Source organism: Arthrobacter sp. SlRoot2-15 (assembly GCF_059739345.1).
On sequence record NZ_AP046058.1, the window covers coordinates 2878646 to 2899943 of the forward strand.

The window sequence follows — 21298 nt, forward strand, 5'->3', positions numbered from 1 at the left end:
ACCTTGGTCCATGCGGACGGAGTATGTGGAGGCGGTGCTGGAACTCGCGGCGATGGTGCCGGCGGGTACCGCCGTCGCCTACGGTGACGTGGCCGAACTCCTCGGCGCCGGCGGCCCCCGCCAGGTCGGCTCGGTGATGAGCCACCACGGCAGTGCCGTCCCCTGGTGGCGGATCCTCAAGGCCAACGGGGACGCGCCGCCCGGCCACGAACGAGAGGCCCTGGGCCTCTACCTGGCCGAGGGCACACCGCTGCACGGCAGCTATCTGGAGTACCAGCGCACCGGGGAGGGCCGCTGGCGGGTTGATCTGGCGGCGGCCCGCTGGGCGCCGACCGAGGCGGAGTTCGAGCAGATCGACGCCCTTGCCGAGCGCCTCGAGCGGGAGCTGCACACATTGTCTGTCCCCACTGATGAAATGTCCGTGTGAGTAGCCCCAGCCCAACCGTTCCCAGCCAGACCCGTCCCGGCAAGAGCGCACCGCACCGCGCCGGCCTGCGCCTGCTGCCGCCCCGGACGGAGCACAGCGCCGTCCCGGTCCTGTCCGCGGACCAGCGGGCCGCCGTCGACGTCGCGCACGGTTCCGGTCCGGTGCTGGTCCCGGGCGCGCCGGGCACCGGCAAGTCCACGGTCCTGGTCGAGGCCGCAGTCCGCCGCGCCCAGCGCGACGGGCTGGACCCGGAACGGATGCTGATCCTGGCCCCGGGCCGGCTAGCCGCCGACGCCCTCCGGGACCGCTTCACCGCGCGCCTGGACCGCAGCCTGAGCACGACGCCGGCGCGGACCTGGGCGTCGTATGCTTTCGATCTGATCCGGCGGGCCAAGGCCGAAGGGATCCAGCCGCTGCCGCGCGCGCCGAAGCTCCTCTCAGGGCCCGAACAGGACCTGATCATCAAGGAACTCCTCGAGGGCCACGCCCAGCCCGGACTTGAGCTGCCCTGGCCGGAGGACCTGGGCGCGGCGCTGCAGACCCGAGGCTTCCGGCAGGAGGTCCGCCAGCTCTTTGACCGGATCATCGAGTCCGGGCGGACCGCCGCGGACCTCGCGGACCTCGCCCGGCGCTGCGGCCGGCCCGACTGGACCGCCGCGGCGGCCCTCTACGCCGAGTACCGCGACGTCCTGGACCTGCGGATGCCCGAATCTTTCGACCCGGCCGGGATCATCACGGCCGCGCGCCAGATCTTCCAGGACGCCCCGGACTTCCTGGCCGCCGAACGGGACCGGCTCCAGCTGATCCTCGTGGACGACATCCAGGAGGCGAACCCCGCCGTGTTCGAACTGCTCGCGGACATCGCCGCCGGCAAGGACGCCATCGTCACCTCCTCGCCGGACACCGTCGTGCAGGGCTTCCGCGGCGCGCGGCCGGACCTGGTGGCCGAACTGCCCCGGCTGCTCGCCCCGGCCGGCGGCACCGTGCTGGAACGGCCGCTGTGGACCGCGCACCGCCACACCCCCGCCGTTGCGCAGGCCTGGCAGTCCGTCACGGAACGGATCTCGCTGCGCTCCGGCGGCACCTCGGCGCGCCGGCTCGAACAGCCGGCCCCCGGTCACGACGGCGCCCGCGACGGAGTTGTTGAGGCGCACCTGCTGCCGTCCCCGGTGCACGAACTGCGCTACGTGGCGCAGCGGATCCTCGAAGCCCAGCTCAACGACGGCCGGGACCTGGGCGAAATTGCCGTGATCGTGCGCAACGGCGGACAGCTCAGCCAACTGCAGCGCCACCTGGCCGGCCAGGGCATCCCGGTCCGGACCCCGGTCGCCGAGTCCGCGGTCCGGGACGAAGTGGCCGTTCGGCCGCTGCTGGACGCCTACGCCGTGGCCCTCGATCCGGCCGGACTCACCCCCGAAGCCGCCGTCTCGCTGCTGACCTCCCGGATCGGCGGCGCCACCTCGATCGAGCTGCGCCGGCTCCGCCAGTCCCTGCGGCGGGAAGAACTGCTGGGCGGCGGCGGCCGCACCAGCGACGCGCTGCTCGTGGAGGCCCTGCTGGAACCGGGCGCCCTGGCCACCCTCGGCATCGAGGGGCACTCGGCCCGCCGGGTCGCCAGGATGATCCAGGCCGGCCGGGAAGCCGCCGCGGCGCCCGGCGGCAACGCCGAAACCGTGCTCTGGGCGTTGTGGCACTCCACCGGACTCGCCGGACGCTGGACCGAGGCCGCCCTGTCCGGCGGTGCGGCCGGGGCGCGCGCGGACCGGGACCTCGATGCCATGATGGCGCTGTTCCACACGGCCGAACGGTACGTGGACCAGCTCCCCGGCTCGGGGCCGGAGCAGTTCCTCGAGTACCTGCTCAGCCAGGAACTGCCGATGGACACCCTGGCGGCGCGGGCGCAGCTCGAGGACGCGGTCGAACTCATGACGCCGGCCAGCGCCGCGGGACGCGAATGGCCCGTGGTGATTGTGCTCGGGCTCCAGGAGGGCGTGTGGCCCAATACCCGGCTCCGCGGCGAGCTGCTCGGCAGCACCCTCTTCGCCGACGCCGTCGAACACGGCGTCGAGTACGCCCTGCAACTCGATCCGCTGAGCCGGCTCCGCGAGATCCGCTACGACGAGCTGCGCAGCTTCTCCACCGCCGTCTCCCGCGCCCGGGAGGTGCTGATCTGCACCGCCGTCTCCTCGGAGGACGAGCAGCCCTCATCCTTCCTGGACTACGTCTCGCCCCTGCACCCGGACCAGGACCGGCGTGGCTTCACCCCGGTGGAGCGGCCGCTGACCCTGCGCGCGCTGGTCGCCGAACTGCGCCAGTACGCCCAGCTCGACGGCGGGTCTCCCGAGGCGGCCGAGGCCACCTCCGTCCTCGGGGCCCTGGCCGCCGCCGAACCCGCCGTGCCCGGCGCCCACCCCGAGAGCTGGTGGGGTCTCGCGCCGCTGTCCTCGACCGAGCCCGTGGTGCCGCCCGGCAGCACCGTCTTCGTCTCGCCCTCCAAGGTCGAAACTGTGCACAAGTCGCCGCTGGACTGGTTTGTCCAGGCCGCCGGCGGCGAGGCCGCGACGGATTTCGCCCGCAGCCTGGGCACCCTGGTCCACGCCATCGCGCAGGACCTCCCGGACGCCTCCGGCGGGGAATACGTGGCAGAACTGGTCAAACGCTGGCCCTCGCTCGGGATGAAGGACAACTGGGAGGGCAAACTGGACTTCCAGCGGGCCGAGACGATGGTCCGCAAGCTGGCCCAGTACGTGCTCGTGATGCGCAGTGAGGGGCGGAGCCTGGTCGGCGTCGAGCAGGACTTCGAGGTGAAGCTGCCCGATGTGGCCGCGCCGGATGCCCCCGCCGGGGACGAGGCCTGGCCGGCCCGTCCGGCCGTGCTCCGCGGCCAGGTTGACCGGCTGGAGATCGACGCCGACGGCCGCCTGGTGATCGTGGACCTCAAGACCGGCAAGCGCCAGCCCGGCAAGACCGAGCTGGAACGCCACCCGCAGCTCGGCGCCTACCAGGCCGCCGTCCTCGCCGGAGGGTTTACCGGGCCCGACGACGGCCCGCCGCCATTGCCCGGCGGTGCCGTTCTGGCCCAGCTCGGCACCAGTACCAAGAGCCCCGGCGTGCAGAGCCAGCCGCCGCTGGACCCGGACGCCAACTGGGCGCTGGACCTGGTGGGCGAGGCTGCGCGCGTTATGTCCGGCAGCACCTTCGAAGCCCGCCACGACCCCGCCAAGGGCGGTCACGGCGGCCACGGCTGCAGGCTTCCGGAAGTCTGCCCGCTGTGCGCACGCGGAAAGCAGGTCACCGAATGAGCCTTGAGTCCAGGACGCCGGCAGAGACACCGGACGCGCTGCCCGAGGCGGGGCCGGATGCGCTCCCCGAACCCCGGTTCAGCCCCGAGGAGCTTTCGGCGATGCTGGGGGAGAAGAACACCCCCACCGCCGAGCAATCGCTGATCATCTCCTCGCCGCTGGCGCCCCGGCTGGTCATCGCCGGTGCAGGGTCCGGCAAGACCGCCACCATGGCGGACCGGGTGGTGTGGCTGGTCGCGAACGGCTGGGTCCGGCCGGAGGAAGTGCTGGGCGTGACCTTCACCCGCAAGGCGGCCGGTGAACTCGCCACCCGGATCCGGGCCAAACTTGCCGCCCTGGCCCGGATTGCCGCGGCCGACCCGGAGCATAAGGTCTTCCCAGAAGGGCTGCTGAGCACCGACGCGCTGGAACCCAAGGTCTCCACCTACCACTCCTACGCCAGCGGCATCGTCTCCGACTACGGGCTGCGGCTCGGCGTGGAGCGCGATGTGGTGCTGCTCGGCGGAGCCCAGTCCTTCCAGCTCGCGAGCGAGGTGGTGGAGGCGTTCGACGGCGACTACGAGCATTTCCGCTCCGCGAAGTCCACCCTGGTCAAAGCCGTCATCCAGCTTGCGGGGGAGTGCGCGGAACACTTGCAGGACCCCGCCCAGGTCCGCGGCTGGCTGCTGGCGAGGGCCGCCGAGTTCGAGGCGCTCCCGTATGTTGCCACGGCCAAGAAGAACCCCAGCCAGGCCGCGGGGGAGCTCAGCGCGCTGCTGCGTACCCGCGCCAGCGTCGCGGACATGGTGGGCCGCTACGCTGAGGCCAAACGGGCCCGCGGCGCCCTGGACTTCGGCGATCTCGTGGCGCTCGCGGCCAGGGTGGCCAGCGAAATCCCCGTCGCCGCACAGACCGAACGCCAGCGCTACAAGGTGGTGCTGCTGGACGAATTCCAGGACACCTCGCACGCCCAGCTCGTGCTGTTCTCCCGCCTTTTCGGCGACGGCCACGCCGTCACCGCTGTGGGCGACCCCAACCAGTCCATCTACGGCTTCCGCGGCGCATCCGCGGGCCAGCTCTTCCACTTTGTCCGCGAGTTCCCGGTCCGGGTGGACCCGGTCGACGGCGGCGACGCCGGCGGGGGCCCGCCGAAGTTCGCCGTCGCGCCGACGTCGTACCTGACCACGGCCTGGCGCAACGGCCGGAACATCCTCGACGCCGCCAACGTGATTTCCGCCCCGCTCAGCAAGGCGGCAGCCCACGCGGGCGCCGCCGGCGCCCGGGACAGCGCGGAGTCCGTGGCGGTCCCGCCGCTGCAGCCCAGCCCCGCCGCGGTCCAAGGCCGCGTAGTGATGGGCCGCTTCGGCACGGACGAGGACGAGGCGGCGGCCGTCGCCGCGGACGTGCTGAAGTTCCGCCGGACCGACTTCGACGCCGGAAAGGCGGAGGACCCCGAACCGCCGGCGATGGCTGTGCTGTGCCGCCGCCGTGCCCAGATGGAGTGCATCCGCCGCGAATTCGAAGTCCGCGGCATTTCCTACGAGATCGTGGGCCTCGGGGGCCTGCTGGACACCCCCGAAATCGTCGACCTCGTGGCCACCCTCCGGGTGCTGGCGGACCCGGGCCGCTCGGACTCCCTGATGCGGCTGCTCGCCGGCGCCCGCTGGCGGATCGGCCCTGCCGACCTGATGGCCTTCCGTGACTGGTCGAGCTTCCTGGCGCGGCGCCGCGGCCGCCCCGGAGGCGGCGACGCCGACACCGGCGCCGGCGCTGACATCGACGTCGAGAGTGACACCGCCGAAACCGTCATCGAGGGCGACCTCACGGACGCAGCGAGCCTCGTCGAGGCGCTGGACTGGCTGCCTCGGCCCGACTGGACCTCGGCGCACGGCCGCCGGCTGAGCCCCGAAGCCCATCACCGGCTGCAACAGCTCTCGGCCGAGCTCCGGCATCTGCGCACCTTTATGGGTGATGACCTCAGCACCCTCCTCGGCGAGGTGGAACGCGCCATGCTGCTGGACATCGAGGTCGCCGCCCGGCCCGGCATCAGCATCCACCAGGCCCGGCGCAACCTCGATGCCTTCCAGGACGCCGCCGCGGGGTTCCTGCACACCTCCCAGCGGGTGGACGTGCTGGCGTTCCTGGCCTGGCTGGAGGCCGCCGCCGCGGAGGAAAACGGACTCGACGCCGCCGCCCCGGAGGTTAACCACGAAGCCGTCCAGCTGCTGACCGTGCACGCCTCCAAGGGGCTGGAATGGGACGTGGTGTTCGTCCCGGGCCTCAACGCCGGGGCCTTCCCCAGCAGCCGGGATTCCCGCTGGAGCAGCGGCTCGGCAGCGCTGCCCTGGCCGCTGCGCGGGGACCGCGCCGACCTTCCGCAGTGGGACCTGGAGCACCCGGACCAGAAAGGCTGGCTCGACGCCGAGAAGGATTTCAAGTCCGCAGTCCAGGCCCACGGCGAGGCCGAGGAACGGCGCCTGGCCTATGTGGCGTACACCCGCGCAAAGCATGTGCTCTGGGTCTCCAGTGCGGCCTGGGTCGGTTCCCGGGCCGGGCTGGCGGAGATGTCGCCGTTCCTGGCTGAACTCGAGGCCCTGACCGCGGCCGGCGCGGCGGAGATCCACCCGCTTTCCGTCGCCGAGGATGCGCTCCCGGAGGAGAGCCCGCTGACGTCCGAGCTCGAGCTGGCACTGTGGCCCTACGATCCGCTGGAAGGCCCGGTCCACCCGCGGACCGGGGCGCGGCTCCGGCTGGTTCCGGGCCGCAGGGCCGCCATGGAGGCCGCCGCCGCACGGGTGCTGGAGCGGCTGGACCGGCCCGACGCCGGCGAGCTGCCTGCACCGGCGGCTGCCGGGGCGCGGCAGCTCCGCGGGCCGTCCGGCGGCTGGGCGCAGGAGGCGGCCACCCTGCTGGACCGGCGCTCCCGGCGGACCGCCGGCCAGGACGTGCACCTGCCCGGCCACATTTCCGCCTCCACCCTGGTGGACCTCGACGACGACGCGGCTTCCGTGGTGGCGAGGCTACGGCGGCCCGTGCCGCGCGAACCCGGGATGTCGGCCCGCAAGGGTACGGCCTTCCATGCCTGGGTCGAGGAGTACTTCGGCACCTCAGGGATGCTGGACTTGGGGGAGGCCGCCGGCTCGGATGACCACATTGACGAGGCGTACGGTCTGGACGCCATGGTGGAAACCTTCCGCCGGTCCGAGTGGGCCCATCGGGCGCCCGCGCACGTCGAGGTGCCGGTGGAGACCCGGATCGGCGAGGTGGTGGTCCGCGGGCGCATCGACGCGGTCTTCCGGGACGCCGACGGCGGCTGGGACCTTGTGGACTGGAAGACCGGACGCCGGCCCTCAGCCGGTGAGCTGAAAACCAAAGCCGTGCAGCTGGCCGTCTACCGGCTGGCCTGGTCCCGTCTCAAAGGCGTCCCGCTCGACGACGTCCGCGCAGCGTTCTACTACGTGGCCGATAACCAGGTGGTCCGCCCGCACGATCTGGGGTCGGCGGAACGGCTGGAAGAAATCGTCGCCGCGGCCCTCGGGCGGACCGCAACACCCTGACGGCGTGCCTTAGTCCTGCTTCGCCGGAACCACCGTGAGGGCCGTCGTCGAGGTGTCACCCGCCGCGGCCGGCGTGGCGGGGAGCGGGCTGGCGGCCGGGACGTCCCCGGCGTCGGGCGCCGCGGTACCGGGCGTCGCGGCACCGGCTTCTGTGCCGTCGTCGGCTTGGCTGATGCCGGCTGTGCCGGAGTCCTCGTCACGGGGGATCGGCGTGACGTGGACGGCTGCTACTGCACCGCCGGCACGCAACGAGTCCGGGCCGAACGCCGAGTCCTCGGCGTCCGGGCCGATCGGCTGAACGGTCACGGCCGGCTGGGGCAGCGGTTCGACGCTGATGGGCTGCCCGCCGTGCTCGGCGACGTCCTCGGCCAGCACCGCAAGCATGGATTCCGCTTCGTCCGTCATGTCCTGGTTTCCGGCCGCGAGCCCCTTGACCAGGTACTGCGCGAGGGCGAACTCCGCGGACAGCGCGGCGCGGCGCAGCAGGTGGGCGTCGGGCGCCTCCCGGCGGCTGGAGGAGTAGTGCGAGATCACCGTGTCCACAAAGTCCTGGTCATTGGACGCGACCAGCCAGGCCATGTCGTCGGCCGGGTCCCCGATGCGCAGGTCCGTCCAGCCGGTCACAGCGGTGACCCGTTCGCCGTCGACCAGGAGGTTGTCCTCGTGGAGGTCGCCGTGCACCACGCTGGGGTTGAAGCGCCACAGCGATACGTCCTCCAGCGCGTGTTCCCAGCGGCGCAGCAGCAGAGGCGGGATCTTGCCCGTCGTGGCGGCCTGGTCGAGTTCGTTGAGCCGGCGCTGGCGGAACTCGTTGGGCGTGTAGCTGGGCAGGTCGGCGTTGCTGACCAGCGAGTGCGGCAGGTCGTGGATGGCCGCGAGGGCGGCACCGACTTCCTTGGCCAGCGCCGCGGAGCCGTCGCTGAGGTCTTCCACGGAGCGGGTGGCCCCGGAAAGGTGGGAGTAGACGAAAGTGCTGAGTGTTCCCTGCCGGACGGTGCCGGCCACGGTGGGCATCAGGAACGGGAGTTCGGCACGGATGCCGGGAGTGAAGGCACGCAGCACCAGGAACTCGGTTTCCAGGCGTGCACTCGCCTCGGCATGCCGGGGTGAACGCACCCGCCAGCGTTTGCCTTCGGTGTCCTGGAGAAGGGCGGAATCGAAGTCTGCCGGATCGTCGGGCGCGGAGCTCACGGCAGTCGGAGTCAGGCCGGGGACTGCCGCCGTTGCTACCGCTGCCAGTTCGATTGGTTTTCTTCTCACGCTTCCACGGTAGAGTGAGCCGCGCCCAAGACCGCGATGCATCACGGCGAGTCTGAAAGATCGGCCCGAATTAGCGCCGGGCGGTCAGTGCCGACGGCGGTCAACGGCCTAGTCTGACGAGCGGTGAAGGACAAAGATGCCGCCGTAGGCAGGCTGCTCCGATCGCTGCCGGTCGCTGGCGGTGTATTCGTTCAGCACGGCGTGGATGCGCGTGAGGAGGTCTTCGGCGTCGGCCTCGGAGAGGTGCAGCGCGAAGCGGGAAAGGCTGGCCAGTGCGTCCGGCCCTGCCTCCGCCAGCTCTTCCCGGAACGCCTCCACCGGGGCCAGCGGACCGTCCGGTCCAGCCTCACCCAGGGCGGTGTCCAGATGCCAGGACCGCCCGGTGGAACGGTACGGCTTCTCCAGCGCACCGCTTTCTCCCGTGCGGACCGCTGCGGCTTCAAGGAATCCGGTGGCGAGCAACTGCCGCACGTGATAGAGCATGGTTCCCGGATCCTGGCCCAGCCGGTCGGCGAGCTGCTTGTTGGTCAGCTCGTGCAGCCCGCACAGGCGCAGGATCCGCAAGCGCAGCGGATGGGCCAGCGCCTTAACTTCCCGGGCGCTCGCGGCAGGCCTCACTTCGTCCGCGCTCGTCTGCTCTTCCATGCACTCATCCTACAAACTGATGTACTGGACTCAAATCCCCTTGAATTTTCTCAATCAATGCGGAATGGTTCAGCTATGACCGATCAAACCGCGCGGGTGTTGGAACGGAACCGTGCGCCCCTGGGCACGTCCTACTGGAAACTCTGGACCTCCTCCGGTCTGTCGAACCTCGCGGACGGCGTTTTCAAGATCGTCCTGCCGCTGCTGGCCATTCAGCTCACCCAGTCACCCACGCTGATTGCCGGGCTGAGCGTGGCCGCCACCCTTCCCTGGCTTCTCTTCGCGCTCACGGCCGGGGCGCTGGCCGACCGGTTGGACCGGCGCAAGCTTATGCTCTGGGCCAACATCGGCCGGGGACTGCTGCCGGCTGTCCTGGTGGCCGTCATCCTGCTGGATTTCGGCTCCATCTGGGCTCTGTATGTCGTCGCCTTAATGGTGGGCGTGGCCGAAACGCTGTACGACACCTCCGCGCAGTCGATCCTGCCGCAGGTGGTGCACCGGGATCAGCTTACGCGTGCCAACGGCCGGCTCTACGCGGTCGAACTCACCGCCAACCAGTTCGTTGGCCCTCCGCTGGGCGGACTGCTGGTGGCCGTTGGCGTCGTTGCGGGACTTGCCGTGCCGGCGGCCCTGTGGCTTGCCGCCGTCGGTTGCCTGTTCCTGGTCCAGGGGGCTTTCCGCATGGAGCGGGAGCAAAAGACAACACTGCGCTTTGACATCGGTGAGGGTTTGCGGTTCCTGTGGCACCAGAAGATCCTCCGCACGCTTGCGGTCATGACGGGAGTGTTCAACTTCGCGTCCAGCGCGGCATTTGCGGTCCTGGTGCTGTTTGCCGTGGGGCCGGCCTCAGAGATGAAACTGTCAGAGGTGGGGTTCGGCGTTCTCTTGACGGCTTCCGCCCTCGGTGCCTTCGTTGGCTCTTTCACCTCCGAGTGGGCCGAAGCCAGGCTGGGCCGGTCCAAGTCCCTGATGCTCACGATCTTCGGGAGTGCGCTGATCGTGGGTGCGCCCGCCCTGACCAGCAACCCGTACGTCCTTGGCCCCATTCTTTTTGTGGGCGGGATGCTGGTCATGCTGTGGAATATCATCACCGTTTCCCTGCGCCAGCGCATTGTTCCAAACCACCTGCTGGGCCGACTCAACAGCGCGTACCGCCTGCTCGCCTGGGGCACCATGCCGCTCGGTGCGGCAGCGGGCGGCCTGCTGGCCCAGTGGCTGGGGCTTCAGGTCATGTTCGGCATCATGGGGGTGCTTACCCTCGCGCTGCTCGCGATGATGCCCGTCCTCACAGACAAGGCCATAGCCGACGCCGACGTCGAATCCTGAGTTGGTACAGTGGCGGGTCTTACGGCCGGTGGATCCTCGCTTCTTACCGGGCTTGGAAGACTCCGGTCTCCCGGTACCGCTGGTAGAGCTTGATCACTTCAAGCGTCGGCTGATGAATTGGCAGGGGTGGTTGAGACAAAGGGAAGAACGCGATCTCGCTGACCTCGGAAGGCTCCGGCACCACATTCCCCTTCCAGCTTTCCAGGACAAAGCACAGCGCAAAAGCATGGACCTTGTCGCCATTCGGGTACTCCAGCTGATGCAATTCCGGCTCGGAAAGGCTGGCGAACGCGACCAGGTCTGCTGGATCAGCTTCGATTCCGGTTTCCTCAAACAGTTCGGCGACGGCGGTACGCGTAAAACTCTGCCCGGGCTCGCAGGCGCCGGCGGGAAGTTCCCAGACCCCGTTGTCGACTCGGCGCTGGAAAAGTGCTGTGCCGTCGGAGCGCATCACCAGGACCTGCGCTCCCGGCAGAAGCAGCTGGCGGGAGCCAACCTTCTGGCGCAGTTCCCAGACATATGATCCAACGTGTCCCATTGACCCTCCAATTGGCCTACGCCAAGCAATGTCGGCCGGTTAGTGGCCAGTATGATCCTTGCATGCGGCGCTGGCCCGTCAATGTGGTCGTCGGGAGACCAGATTTCCTGTGTTCCTCTGAAGGAGGACGTGCAGGCGGCCCCGCCGGCCACGGCAAATGTCAATTGTCGGCGGGGGTCGGTACGGTGGGTACATGAGTCTTGCGGAGTCACCAGAGTCCGGTACCGGGCCAAATACTGGAGCGACTGATCCTGCTGCGGCGCACGCGCCGGCGCCGGCCGACAGCCCGCCCGCCAACCGGCTGCGGGACACCGTCCTTCCGGTACGCCCCGCGCTGATCGACCGCGGTTCCGCGGCCAGGCTGCAACCGGACATGCTGGCGGACCTGCTGCGCTGCGGCGGGGTGCAGGCCATGCTCCTCTCGCGGCGCCAGGCGCTGGTCAGCGGTGAAGGCCTCGTCTTCCTGGACGCGGCCGGCCTCGCCGCGCGGCTGAAGGGAACCGCGTACGCCCCGGAACAGGTGATCTACCTGGGCTCGGCCCTTCCCGGGGCTTCCGCGGCCGCGGGAACCCAGTACGTGCTGTTCATCCTGCCCGAGCAGTTCGAGGTCCGCGCCGAGCCCTTCGAGCAGCACGTCGAGGGCATCCCGGCCGGGGCCCAGTGGGCCGGATTCCGCGAGGTAGCGGCCCAGCTGGACGCTACCGACACCGCCCTGTTCATCGAGGCCAGCGCCATCGCCAACTGGCACGCCACCCACACCCACTGCCCGCGCTGTGGCGCCGCAACCGTGCCGGAGGCCGGGGGCTGGGTCCGGCGCTGCCCCGCGGACAACTCCGAGCACTACCCCCGCACGGACCCAGCCATCATCGTCACCGTCGTCGGCCCGGACGACCGGCTGCTGCTGGGCGGCGGAGGCCCGCTGGATTCCCGGACCTACTCCACCCTGGCCGGCTTCGTCGAACCCGGCGAATCGCTCGAGCAGGCCGTCATCCGCGAAATCGGCGAAGAAGTGGGGGTGCGGGTCACCGCGTCACAGTACCTTGGCTCCCAGTCCTGGCCGTTTCCGGCGTCGCTGATGCTCGGTTTCACCGCGACGACGGCGGACACCGAGGCCACGCCCGACGGCGTCGAGGTCACCCGGGCCCGCTGGTTCAGCCGCGCCGAGCTGCAGGAAGCGGTGCTCAGCGGCGAAATCGTGATCTCCAGCAGGCTCTCGATCGCCCGCGCCCTGATCGAGCACTGGTACGGGGGCGTCATCCAGGACCGCGCGGACCAGGCATGAGGTCCCCGTGACACCCCGCCGCGGCACCGTCGCGCCCGCCCGTTCCACCCTGCGGCCCTTCCGCCGCGCACCCTTCAACGACTAAGCAGCAGACGTGAACACAGATATCTTCCAGTCCCGCGCCTTCCCGGCCGGACATTCCGACGCCGGGGTACCGGCCCCTGAGCCGGCGGCGCAGGACAACCGCTCCCTTGAGGAGCGGATCCTGGGCGGCCTTGACGCCGAACAGCGCGAGGTCGCCAGCACCCTGAACGGGCCCATGTGCGTGCTCGCGGGCGCCGGCACCGGCAAGACCCGTGCCATCACGCACCGCATCGCCTACGGGGTGCACTCCGGCGTGTACAGCCCGCAGCGGCTGCTTGCCGTCACCTTCACGGCACGGGCCGCCGCGGAGATGCGCAGCCGGCTCCGCGACCTGGGCGTCGGCAGCGTGCAGGCCCGCACCTTCCACGCCGCGGCGCTGCGCCAGCTGCAGTTCTTCTGGCCCCAGGCCGTCGGCGGCGCACTGCCGAACCTGCTCGACCACAAGGCCCAGATGATCGCCGAGGCCGCCCGCCGGCTGCGGCTCAGCACCGACCGCGCCTCCATCCGGGACCTCGCCTCCGAAATCGAGTGGGCCAAGGTCTCCATGCTCACCCCGGCCAACTACCTGGAAAAGGCCCAGGGCCGCGGCACCCCGGGCGGCTTCGACCTGACCGCCGTCGCCCGGGTGTTCCAGTCGTACGAGGACGTCAAAACGGACCGGAACGTCATTGATTTCGAGGACGTGCTGCTGATCACCGTCGGCATCCTGCAGGAGGACCCCAAGGTCGCAGCCACGGTCCGGGAGCAGTACCGGCACTTCGTGGTGGACGAATACCAGGACGTGTCGCCGCTGCAGCAGCGACTCTTGGAACTGTGGCTGGGCGGCCGGGACGATCTCTGCGTGGTCGGTGACGCCAGCCAGACCATTTACTCCTTCACCGGTGCCTCTCCCAAGCACCTGCTCGGCTTCAAGGGCCAGTACCCGGACGCCACGGTGGTCAAGCTGATCCGCGACTATCGGTCCACGCCGCAGGTGGTGAAGCTGGCCAACGAGCTGCTGGCCGGCCGGCGCAGCGGTGGTCCCGTGGCGGACGCCGCCTGGGCCGCGCCCCTGCAGCTTGTGGCGCAGCGGGCCGCCGGGCCGGTGCCGCAGTTCACCGAATGTTCCGACGACGAGGCCGAGGCCGCCACCGTGGCCGTGAAGATCCGGGCGCTGCTCGACGCGGGCACGCCCGCGAGCCAGATCGCCGTGCTGTTCCGCACCAACGGCCAGTCGGAGGCCTATGAGCAGGCGCTCGCCTCGGCCGGCATCGGCTATCAGCTCCGCGGCGGCGAGCGGTTCTTCGCCCGGAAGGAGGTCCGCGACGCGATCCTGCAGCTCAGGGCCGCCACCCGCGCGGTCGCCGAAACTGCGGCGCCGGAGCCCCTCCGCCAGCTGGTCCGCGACATCGTGTCCTCCCTCGGCTACACGGACGCGGCCCCGCACAGCGGCGGCGCCCTCCGGGAACGCTGGGAATCCCTGGCCGCCCTGGTGGCCCTCGCCGACGAACTGGTGGTCAGCAGGGGAGCGGAGTTCAGCCTTGCGGACTTCGTGAACGAACTGCAGGAGCGCTCGCTCGCGCAGCACGCCCCGACCGTGCAGGGCGTGACCCTGGCGTCGCTGCACGCAGCCAAGGGCCTCGAATGGGAGGCTGTGTTCCTCGTCGGCCTGAGCGAGGGCCTGATGCCGATCTCCTTCGCTGACACCCCCGAGGCGGTGGATGAGGAACGCCGCCTGCTCTATGTCGGCGTCACCCGCGCCAAGGAGCACCTCTATCTGTCCTGGTCCACCGCCAGGACCCCCGGCGGCCGGGCGAACCGCAAACCCTCGCGCTTCCTGGACGGGCTGCGGCCCGACTCGGTGGCCAGCTCCTCCGTCCGCGGCAAAGGCGCGGCGCCGCGCCGCAAGGCGGCCGTTCCGGCGTCGTGCCGGGTCTGCGGCAGCATGCTCTCCTCCGGCGCCGAACGCAAGGTGGGCCGGTGCAGCCAGTGCCCGCCGAGCTACGAGGAACAGACCTTCGACGCGCTGCGGCAGTGGCGGAAGGAAACCGCTCTTGAAGCCGACGTCCCCGCCTTCGTGGTCTTCACCGACGCGACCCTGACCGCGATCGCCGAGGCGAGGCCCGAGTCCCTGGAACAGCTCGCCACGCTGCCCGGGGTGGGCGCCTCGAAGCTGGAAAAATACGGCGAAACCGTGCTGGCGGTCCTGGCTGAAAGCTCAGCGCACTGATGGCCGGCGCCGGGAATCGCAGCGGCACGCCGCTGACCACCGCCGACGGCGCGCCGGTGGAGGTGCGCCGCTCGGCGCGCCGGCGCCGCACCGTGGCCGCGTTCTGGGAGAACGGCACGGCCGTCGTCGCCATCCCCGCCCACTTCAGCGGCGCCCAGGAGCGCGAATGGGTGCAGCGGATGCTGGAGAAGCTCCGGGCGCAGGGAACCCGGGGACGCAAGGCCGCCGGCAAGCGCCGTGCCGGCAGCGACGCTGAGCTGGCGGCGCACGCGTCAGTCCTCTCGGCCAAGTACCTCGGCGGCCGGGCCGTCCCGACCTCGGTCCGTTGGGTGACAAACCAGAACTCGCGCTGGGGCTCGGCGACGCCGTCGGAGGGCACCATCAGGCTCTCCCACAAGCTGCAACCGATGCCGCAGTGGGTCATTGACTATGTGCTGTTGCACGAACTGGCGCACCTGCTGGTGGCAGCCCACAATGCGGCGTTCTGGCGGCTGTTGGCGGCCTACCCGGAAACCGAACGAGCCAAGGCCTTCCTGGAAGGTGTTTCGTTCGCCACCGCACGCGGCCTTCCGGCCGGGGCCGACGACGCCGGGACCACCGCTGACGACGTCGACGACGCCAGCGAGCTCGAGGGCGCCGTCCGCTAAGGGGTCAGGCCTTCGGGCTGCCGCCCTCGTCGTCGGCGCCGGGCTTGCCGTCGGAGCCGCCGCCCTCGGCGCCGGGTTCATCGCCATCCTCGTCCGCAGCCGGCGGGGCAGTGTCGAACCCGCCGCTTAGCAGCTTCTGCAGGGCGTCGTCAACCTCGGTGTCACTGGCCTCGGCCAGCTTGCGGCGTTCGCTGAAGCCCTTCGGGTCGTCCAGGTCCTCCGCGGTGGGCAGCAGATCGGGGTGCTGCCAGATGGCGTCCCGGCCTTCCACGCCGCGTTCTTCCTTGAGCTGGGCCCACAGCGTGGCGGCCTCGCGCAGCCGGCGGGGCCGGAGTTCGAGGCCGACGAGGGACGAAAACGCATGCTCGGCCGGGCCGCCGGTGGCGCGCCGGCGCCGGACGGTCTCGCGCAGCGCCGCGGCAGAGGGCAGCAGCTTCTCGGTGGCGGCGGCCGTGAGTTCGTCGACCCAGCCCTCCACGAGGGCGAGGGCGGTCTCCAGCTTTTCCAGCGCCTGGTCCTGGGCGGGGGTCCGCTGGGGCATAAACACGCCCTGTGACAGGGCTTCCTGGATGCCCTCGGGGTTGCTGGGATCCAGCTCGCGGGCCAGCTCTTCGATCTTCGAGGTGTCGATGTGGATGCCGCGGGCGTAGGCCTCGATCGCGCCGAGCAGGTGCCCGCGCAGCCACGGCACCTGGACGAAGAGCCGGGCGTGGGCGGCTTCGCGGACCGCGAGGAAGAGGCGGATGTCGTTTTCCGGCAGGCTGAGGCCCTCGCCAAACTTCGCCACGTTGGCCGGCAGTAGCGCCATTTCCAGGTCGGCCAGGGGCACACCGATGTCGGTGGAGCTGACCACCTCGGCGGAGAGGGCGCCGATCGCCTGTCCCAGCTGCATGCCGAAGATCGCCCCGCCCATGTTCTGCAGCATCGAGGAGGCGCCGCCCATCATGGACTTCATTTCCTCGGGCATCTGCTCGGTCATCGCCGAAGACAGGGCGTTGGCGATGCTGTTGGCGACCGGTTCCGTCAGCCGCTTCCAGGTGCCCAGGGTTTCTTCCACCCATTCGGCTCGGGACCAGGCCCGGCCGATCAGCCCGGTGGCGGGCAGCTCGGTCACCTGGTCCAGCCACAGCTCGGCGAGCCGGAGGGCTTCGTCGACCTCACGGGACTGTGCGGCGGTGACGGACGGGTCGGAGCCGCTGGCGGCGACCCGGCGGGCGTTCTCGTGGGCCAGTTGCCAGTTCACGGGCCCGTCCGAGGAGGCGCTCATCATGGCCTGGACCTGGGAGAACATCTGGGCCAGCAGGTTCGGGTCGTCCGGCAGCCCGGCGGCCTTGGCGAGCTCCGCCGGATCGATGTCCCCCATGCCCTTGCCGCCCATCAGGTTCTGCAGCATTTCTGCCAGCGGATCCTTGGGTTCGTCGTCCCCGTTGGACGGATTGAGTGGGTTAGAGGTCATGATCCCGCCGATCGTCGGTGTGACTGGTGCTCAAGTTCACGCTACCCCTCAGCGTGAGCGGCTGTCTCCCGAAACCCGGCCCCGTTCGCTGTCGGCAAAGAGTCCCGGCGGCCCCCGAGCGCGTAGTGTTAGAGGCTGGAATATTTGCAGGCTGTCGAGCCGGTTTCGGCCGCAGCCGCAGCGCCAGATTCCGGTCCCGGCAGGGGCCCAGGCGCCGGCACGGAGAGGTCCTTCATTGACGTTTACCCAGGGCGGACGGCCCCCCGGCGAACCCGCGCCCCTCGACGGCGAAGCTGCGCCCCTCGGCGGCGGCATTAAGGCCCGGCAAGCCGGCAAATCCCGGGGAGGGGACCACCGCTCCTCCACCATGCTCGTCTCCGGCCTGCTGGCGCTGGGACTCGGCCTGGCGGCGATGACGCTTCCCGTCCCGTACGTGGTCGAATCGCCCGGCCCGACGTTCAACACACTCGCCACGGACAACGGCAAACCGGTAATCACCGTGTCCGGCCACGAGACGTTTCCGGCCAAGGGCAGCCTGGACCTCACCACCGTGTACGTCGACGGCGGCCCCAACGGGCCGGTGACCGTGTTCGAGGCCCTCAACGCCTGGCTCAGTCCCTCCAAGGCGGTCTACCCGGAGGAACTTATCTTCCCCAGCGGCGTCACCAAGGAACAGTCCCAGCAGGAAAGCGCCGTCGCCATGACGACATCGCAGGAGAACGCCGTCGCCGCGGCCCTGAAGGACCTCGACATCCCGTTCGAGCAGAAGCTGCAGGTGGCCGGCGTTCCGGACGGCTCGGCGTCCAAGGGCAAAATCCTGGAGGGCGACGTCCTGGTCTCGATCAACAGCAAACCGATCACGGCCCTGAGCATTGTCCAGGGCGAGCTCGCTGCTGGAAACGGCAAGCCGGTCACGGTCGTCGTCGACCGCAACGGCAGCCAGCAGCCGCTGACGGTCACCCCGAGCAAGTCCCAGTCGGGGCGGTACCTGCTCGGCGTTGCGCTGCAGTACAAGTTCAAGTTCCCGTTCGACGTCAAAATTTCCCTCGACAAGGTCGGCGGCCCCAGCGCCGGCATGATGTTCGCGCTCGGCATCGTGGACACCGTGACGCCCGGTGACCTGACCGGCGGCAAACACATCGCCGGCACCGGAACCATCACGCCCGACGGCGCCGTTGGGGCCATCGGCGGAATCGGTCAGAAGATGGTCGGGGCCAGGGCGGGCGGGGCCACTATGTTCCTTGCCCCGGCGGCGAACTGCGACGACGTCGTGGGCCACATTCCGGCGGGCCTGCAGGTCGTCAAGGTGGAGAACCTGGCCGAGGCGCGGCGCGCAGTTGAACTGTCCGCGGCCGACGGCGACACATCGGGACTCCCCACCTGCACCAGCAACTAGACTGACCCCGGAACTAAGCTCCACTGCCACTCGTGGCACTAATAACTCAATCCAGCACTGACGACCAGCTATGAGGTACCGAGTTTGTCCCGTCCCAGCACCGTCCCGCCCGGCAGACCGCAGCAACGGCGGGGCGCCCTGACGCCCACCCTGATCGTTGTCGCCCTCATCGTGGTCGGGTTCATCTTCTTCGCCAATGTCTGGACGGACGTCCTCTGGTACCAGCAGCTGGGCTTCTTCGAAGTCTTTATGACAGAGAACCTCGCGCGTATCGCCATCTTCCTGGCCGGCTTCGCCGTTATGTTCGCCGCGATGTACTTCGCGATCCGGATCGCCTACACGTCCCGTCCGGTCTACGCGCCCGACTCGGACGTCCGGGACAACCTCAACCGCTACCAGGCCCAGCTTGAGCCGATCCGCCGGGTGGTCATGATCGGCCTGCCGGTACTGTTCGGCCTCTTCGCCGGCAGCGCGGCCGCCAGCCAGTGGCAGAAAGTGTTGCTGTTCCTGAACCAGCAGCCCTTCGGCCAGAACGATCCGCAGTTCAACCTGGACATCAGCTTCTACCTCATGACGCTGCCGTTCCTTGGCTTCGTTACCGGCTTCCTGATCAGCGTCGCCGTCGTGGCCGGCATCGCCGGGATCCTCACGCACTACCTTTACGGCAGCATCCGGCTGATGGAGCGCGGCGTCTTCACCAGCCGCGCCGCCCAGATCCACCTGGCGGTCACGGGCGCGGCCTTCTTGCTGCTGCTCGGCACTAACTTCTGGCTGGACCGCTACTCCGCTGTGCTCAACAGCGGCGGCCGCTGGGCCGGAGCGCTCTACACCGACGTCAACGCGGTCATTCCCACCAAGGCCATACTCGCCGTCGCCGCCGCCCTCGTGGCCGTGCTGTTCATCGTCGCTGCCGTCATCGGCAAGTGGCGGCTGCCGGTCATCGGCACCGCCATGCTGGTCATCACCTCGATCCTGGCCGGCGGCGTCTACCCCTGGGTGATCCAGCAGTTCCAGGTCCGCCCCTCGGAGCAGACCCTGGAGAACGAATACATCAAGCGGAACATCGCCATGACCCGTGCCGCCTACGGCCTGGACAAGATTCAGGAGAAGCGCTACGAGGCCACTACCAACGCCACCACCGGCGCCTTGGCCCCGGACGCGCAGACCACCGCCAATATCCGGCTGCTGGACCCGAACCTGATCTCGGACGCCTTCTCGCAGCTTGAGCAGTACCGGCCGTACTACCAGTTCCCAAGCACCCTGAACGTGGACCGCTACGAGGTCAACGGCAAAATTCAGGACACCGTGATCGCGGTGCGCGAGCTGAACCCGGGCGGACTCGCCACCAACCAGCAGTCCTGGCTGAACCGGCATGTGGTCTACACCCACGGCTACGGTGTGGTCGCGGCGAAGGGCAACAAGTTCACCGCGGACGGCAAGCCCGAATTCCTGCAGTCCGGCATCCCGTCCACCGGCGTGCTGGGCACCGACACCAGCTACCAGCCGCGGATCTACTTCGGCGAAAACTCGCCGGACTACTCGATTGTCGGCGCCCCGGACGGCGCCGCGCACCGCGAGCAGGACCGCCCGGCGGCCAAGGAAGGCGACGCCGGAACGCAGTACACCTTCACCGGCAACGGCGGCCCGAACGTCGGCAGCTTCCTCAACAAGATCCTCTATGCGATCAAGTTCCAGTCCTCGGACCTGCTGCTCTCCGACGGCGTCAACGCCGAATCGCAGATCCTCTACGACCGGAACCCGAAGGACCGCGTCGAAAAGGTTGCGCCGTACCTGACCGTGGATGGCAACGCCTACCCCGCCGTCGTCGACGGCAGGGTGAAGTGGATTGTCGACGGCTACACCACGAGCCCGTACTTCCCGTACTCGCAGCAGGAACAGCTTTCCGACGCCACGAGGGATTCGCAGACCTCGGCGGGCCGAACCGCCGCGTTGCCGAGCAACTCCGTCAACTACATCCGCAACTCGGTCAAGGCCACGGTCGACGCCTACGACGGCTCGGTCACGCTCTACGCCTGGGATGACCAGGATCCGGTCCTGAAAGCCTGGCAGAAGGTGTTCCCGACGTCGCTGAAGCCCTTCTCGGAGATGTCCGGCGCCCTGATGAGCCATGTCCGCTACCCGGAGGACCTGTTCAAGGTCCAGCGTGAACTCCTGGGCCGCTACCACGTGACCAACGCGGACAACTTCTTCACCAACAACGACGCCTGGAGCGTGCCGAACGACCCGACCGTCAAGGAAGAAGGGGTCAAGCAGCCGCCGTTCTACATGTCGCTGCAGATGCCCGACCAGGACAAGCCTGCCTTCCAGCTGACCTCATCGTTCATCCCGCAGGTGGTCAATGGCAATGCGCGCAACGTCCTCTACGGATTCCTGGCCGCGGACTCGGACGCAGGCAACCAGAAGGGCGTGAAAGCGGACAGCTACGGCCAGTTGCGGCTGCTGCAGATCCCGCCGGAGGCCAACGTACCCGGGCCCGGCCAGGCGCAGAACAAGTTCAACTCCGATCCCACCGTGTCCCAGGCGCTGAACCTGCTGCGGCAGGGCGCATCGGCGGTGCTCAACGGCAACCTGCTGACGCTGCCGGTCGGCGGCGGCCTGCTCTACGTCCAGCCGGTCTACCTGAAATCGACGGGGGAGACCTCCTACCCGACACTGCAGCGGGTCCTGGTGGCGTTCGGTGACAAGATCGGATTTAAACCGACCCTGGATGAGGCGTTGAACGAGCTGTTCGGCGGCAAATCCGGGGCGACCGCCGGCGACGCCGCCAACAACGGCCAGACGCCGGCCAGCCCGTCACCGGGCACCACGCCGCCGGCCACCGGCGGCAGCACGGACGCCAAGGCCGAGCTGAAGGCGGCCCTGGACGAGGCCAACGGCGCGATCAAGGCCGGGCAGGAGGCCCTGGCCAAGGGTGACTTCGCCGCCTATGGCGATCAGCAGAAGAAGCTCTCCGCGGCCCTGCAGCGGGCCATCGACGCGGAAGCCAAGATCGCCACGACGACGCCGGCGCCCGCGCCGTCGGCCACACCGTCACCGAGCGGCAGCGCTTCGCCGTCGGCCACGCCGTCGCCGTCGCCGAGCAAGTAGGCGCGGACGGCGGCAGGCACAGCAGGCCGGATTCCCCGTTCCGTTGGAGCGGGGAATCCGGCCTTCGCCTTTCCCGGCGTCG

General features: G+C 69.7%; 13 protein-coding genes. 9 read left to right on the forward strand and 4 right to left on the reverse strand.

Annotated elements, in window-relative coordinates:
* Window positions 1-10 precede the first annotated feature (10 nt).
* The 3 genes from AC6I9V_RS13340 to AC6I9V_RS13350 all read left to right on the forward strand — a co-directional run bounded on the left by AC6I9V_RS13340 (window position 11) and on the right by AC6I9V_RS13350 (window position 7265).
* Complete coding sequence (locus AC6I9V_RS13340; protein WP_497899769.1) at window positions 11-427, forward strand: MGMT family protein; 417 nt, start codon at window positions 11-13, stop codon at window positions 425-427.
* A 65-nt stretch (window positions 428-492) separates the two neighbouring features.
* Window positions 493-3729, forward strand: a complete 3237-nt coding sequence (locus AC6I9V_RS13345) for an ATP-dependent helicase (protein ID WP_497900314.1) — start codon at window positions 493-495, stop codon at window positions 3727-3729.
* Window positions 3726-7265, forward strand: coding sequence for an ATP-dependent helicase (locus tag AC6I9V_RS13350; protein WP_497899770.1), 3540 nt, complete (start codon window positions 3726-3728; stop codon window positions 7263-7265). The genes AC6I9V_RS13345 and AC6I9V_RS13350 overlap by 4 nt, the downstream gene beginning before the upstream one ends.
* A 9-nt stretch (window positions 7266-7274) precedes the next feature.
* Here AC6I9V_RS13350 and AC6I9V_RS13355 read toward each other — a convergent pair whose 3' ends face one another.
* Together AC6I9V_RS13355 and AC6I9V_RS13360 are read right to left on the reverse strand one after the other, a co-directional pair.
* On the reverse strand, window positions 7275-8525 hold the full coding sequence (locus AC6I9V_RS13355) for a macrolide 2'-phosphotransferase (protein WP_497899771.1): 1251 nt from the start codon (window positions 8523-8525) through the stop codon (window positions 7275-7277).
* A gap of 108 nt (window positions 8526-8633) precedes the next feature.
* Window positions 8634-9170 (reverse strand): ArsR/SmtB family transcription factor, encoded by a 537-nt coding sequence (locus tag AC6I9V_RS13360; RefSeq protein ID WP_497899772.1) that lies wholly within the window; start codon window positions 9168-9170, stop codon window positions 8634-8636.
* A gap of 75 nt (window positions 9171-9245) precedes the next feature.
* On the opposite strand from AC6I9V_RS13360, the gene AC6I9V_RS13365 reads away from it, so the two are divergent.
* Window positions 9246-10496, forward strand: a complete 1251-nt coding sequence (locus tag AC6I9V_RS13365; RefSeq protein ID WP_497899773.1) for an MFS transporter — start codon at window positions 9246-9248, stop codon at window positions 10494-10496.
* A 43-nt stretch (window positions 10497-10539) separates the two neighbouring features.
* Here the strand turns inward: AC6I9V_RS13365 and AC6I9V_RS13370 are convergent, their stop codons facing one another.
* A complete protein-coding gene (locus AC6I9V_RS13370) occupies window positions 10540-11034 on the reverse strand; it encodes an NUDIX domain-containing protein (RefSeq protein ID WP_497899774.1) in 495 nt (164 codons plus the stop codon).
* A gap of 193 nt (window positions 11035-11227) precedes the next feature.
* Here AC6I9V_RS13370 and nudC point away from each other — a divergent pair, with 193 nt between their 5' ends.
* The 3 genes from nudC to AC6I9V_RS13385 all read left to right on the forward strand — a co-directional run bounded on the left by nudC (window position 11228) and on the right by AC6I9V_RS13385 (window position 15256).
* Window positions 11228-12316 carry an NAD(+) diphosphatase gene (gene nudC, locus AC6I9V_RS13375; RefSeq protein ID WP_349412027.1) on the forward strand — a complete coding sequence of 363 codons (1089 nt, stop codon included), beginning with the start codon at window positions 11228-11230 and terminating at the stop codon, window positions 12314-12316.
* Between the two features lie 202 nt (window positions 12317-12518).
* Window positions 12519-14609, forward strand: a complete 2091-nt coding sequence (locus tag AC6I9V_RS13380) for an ATP-dependent DNA helicase UvrD2 (RefSeq protein ID WP_497900315.1) — start codon at window positions 12519-12521, stop codon at window positions 14607-14609.
* Complete coding sequence (locus tag AC6I9V_RS13385; RefSeq protein WP_497899775.1) at window positions 14609-15256, forward strand: M48 metallopeptidase family protein; 648 nt, start codon at window positions 14609-14611, stop codon at window positions 15254-15256. The genes AC6I9V_RS13380 and AC6I9V_RS13385 overlap by 1 nt, the downstream gene beginning before the upstream one ends.
* A 4-nt stretch (window positions 15257-15260) precedes the next feature.
* Here AC6I9V_RS13385 and AC6I9V_RS13390 read toward each other — a convergent pair whose 3' ends face one another.
* Window positions 15261-16712, reverse strand: coding sequence for a zinc-dependent metalloprotease (locus AC6I9V_RS13390; RefSeq protein ID WP_349412029.1), 1452 nt, complete (start codon window positions 16710-16712; stop codon window positions 15261-15263).
* A gap of 235 nt (window positions 16713-16947) precedes the next feature.
* Between AC6I9V_RS13390 and AC6I9V_RS13395 the strand changes: the two genes are divergently transcribed.
* A complete protein-coding gene (locus tag AC6I9V_RS13395; RefSeq protein ID WP_497899776.1) occupies window positions 16948-18108 on the forward strand; it encodes a YlbL family protein in 1161 nt (386 codons plus the stop codon).
* Between the two features lie 84 nt (window positions 18109-18192).
* A complete protein-coding gene (locus AC6I9V_RS13400) occupies window positions 18193-21216 on the forward strand; it encodes a UPF0182 family membrane protein (protein ID WP_349412031.1) in 3024 nt (1007 codons plus the stop codon).
* Window positions 21217-21298 lie beyond the last annotated feature (82 nt).

Coding starts and splice junctions, on each gene's coding strand:
- AC6I9V_RS13340 (WP_497899769.1), top strand. CDS start 11: ATGCGGACGGAGTATGTGGAGGCGGTGCTGGAACTCGCGGCGATGGTG.
- AC6I9V_RS13350 (WP_497899770.1), top strand. CDS start 3,726: ATGAGCCTTGAGTCCAGGACGCCGGCAGAGACACCGGACGCGCTGCCC.
- AC6I9V_RS13360 (WP_497899772.1), bottom strand. CDS start 9,170: ATGGAAGAGCAGACGAGCGCGGACGAAGTGAGGCCTGCCGCGAGCGCC.
- AC6I9V_RS13365 (WP_497899773.1), top strand. CDS start 9,246: ATGACCGATCAAACCGCGCGGGTGTTGGAACGGAACCGTGCGCCCCTG.
- AC6I9V_RS13370 (WP_497899774.1), bottom strand. CDS start 11,034: ATGGGACACGTTGGATCATATGTCTGGGAACTGCGCCAGAAGGTTGGC.
- nudC (WP_349412027.1), top strand. CDS start 11,228: ATGAGTCTTGCGGAGTCACCAGAGTCCGGTACCGGGCCAAATACTGGA.
- AC6I9V_RS13385 (WP_497899775.1), top strand. CDS start 14,609: ATGGCCGGCGCCGGGAATCGCAGCGGCACGCCGCTGACCACCGCCGAC.
- AC6I9V_RS13390 (WP_349412029.1), bottom strand. CDS start 16,712: ATGACCTCTAACCCACTCAATCCGTCCAACGGGGACGACGAACCCAAG.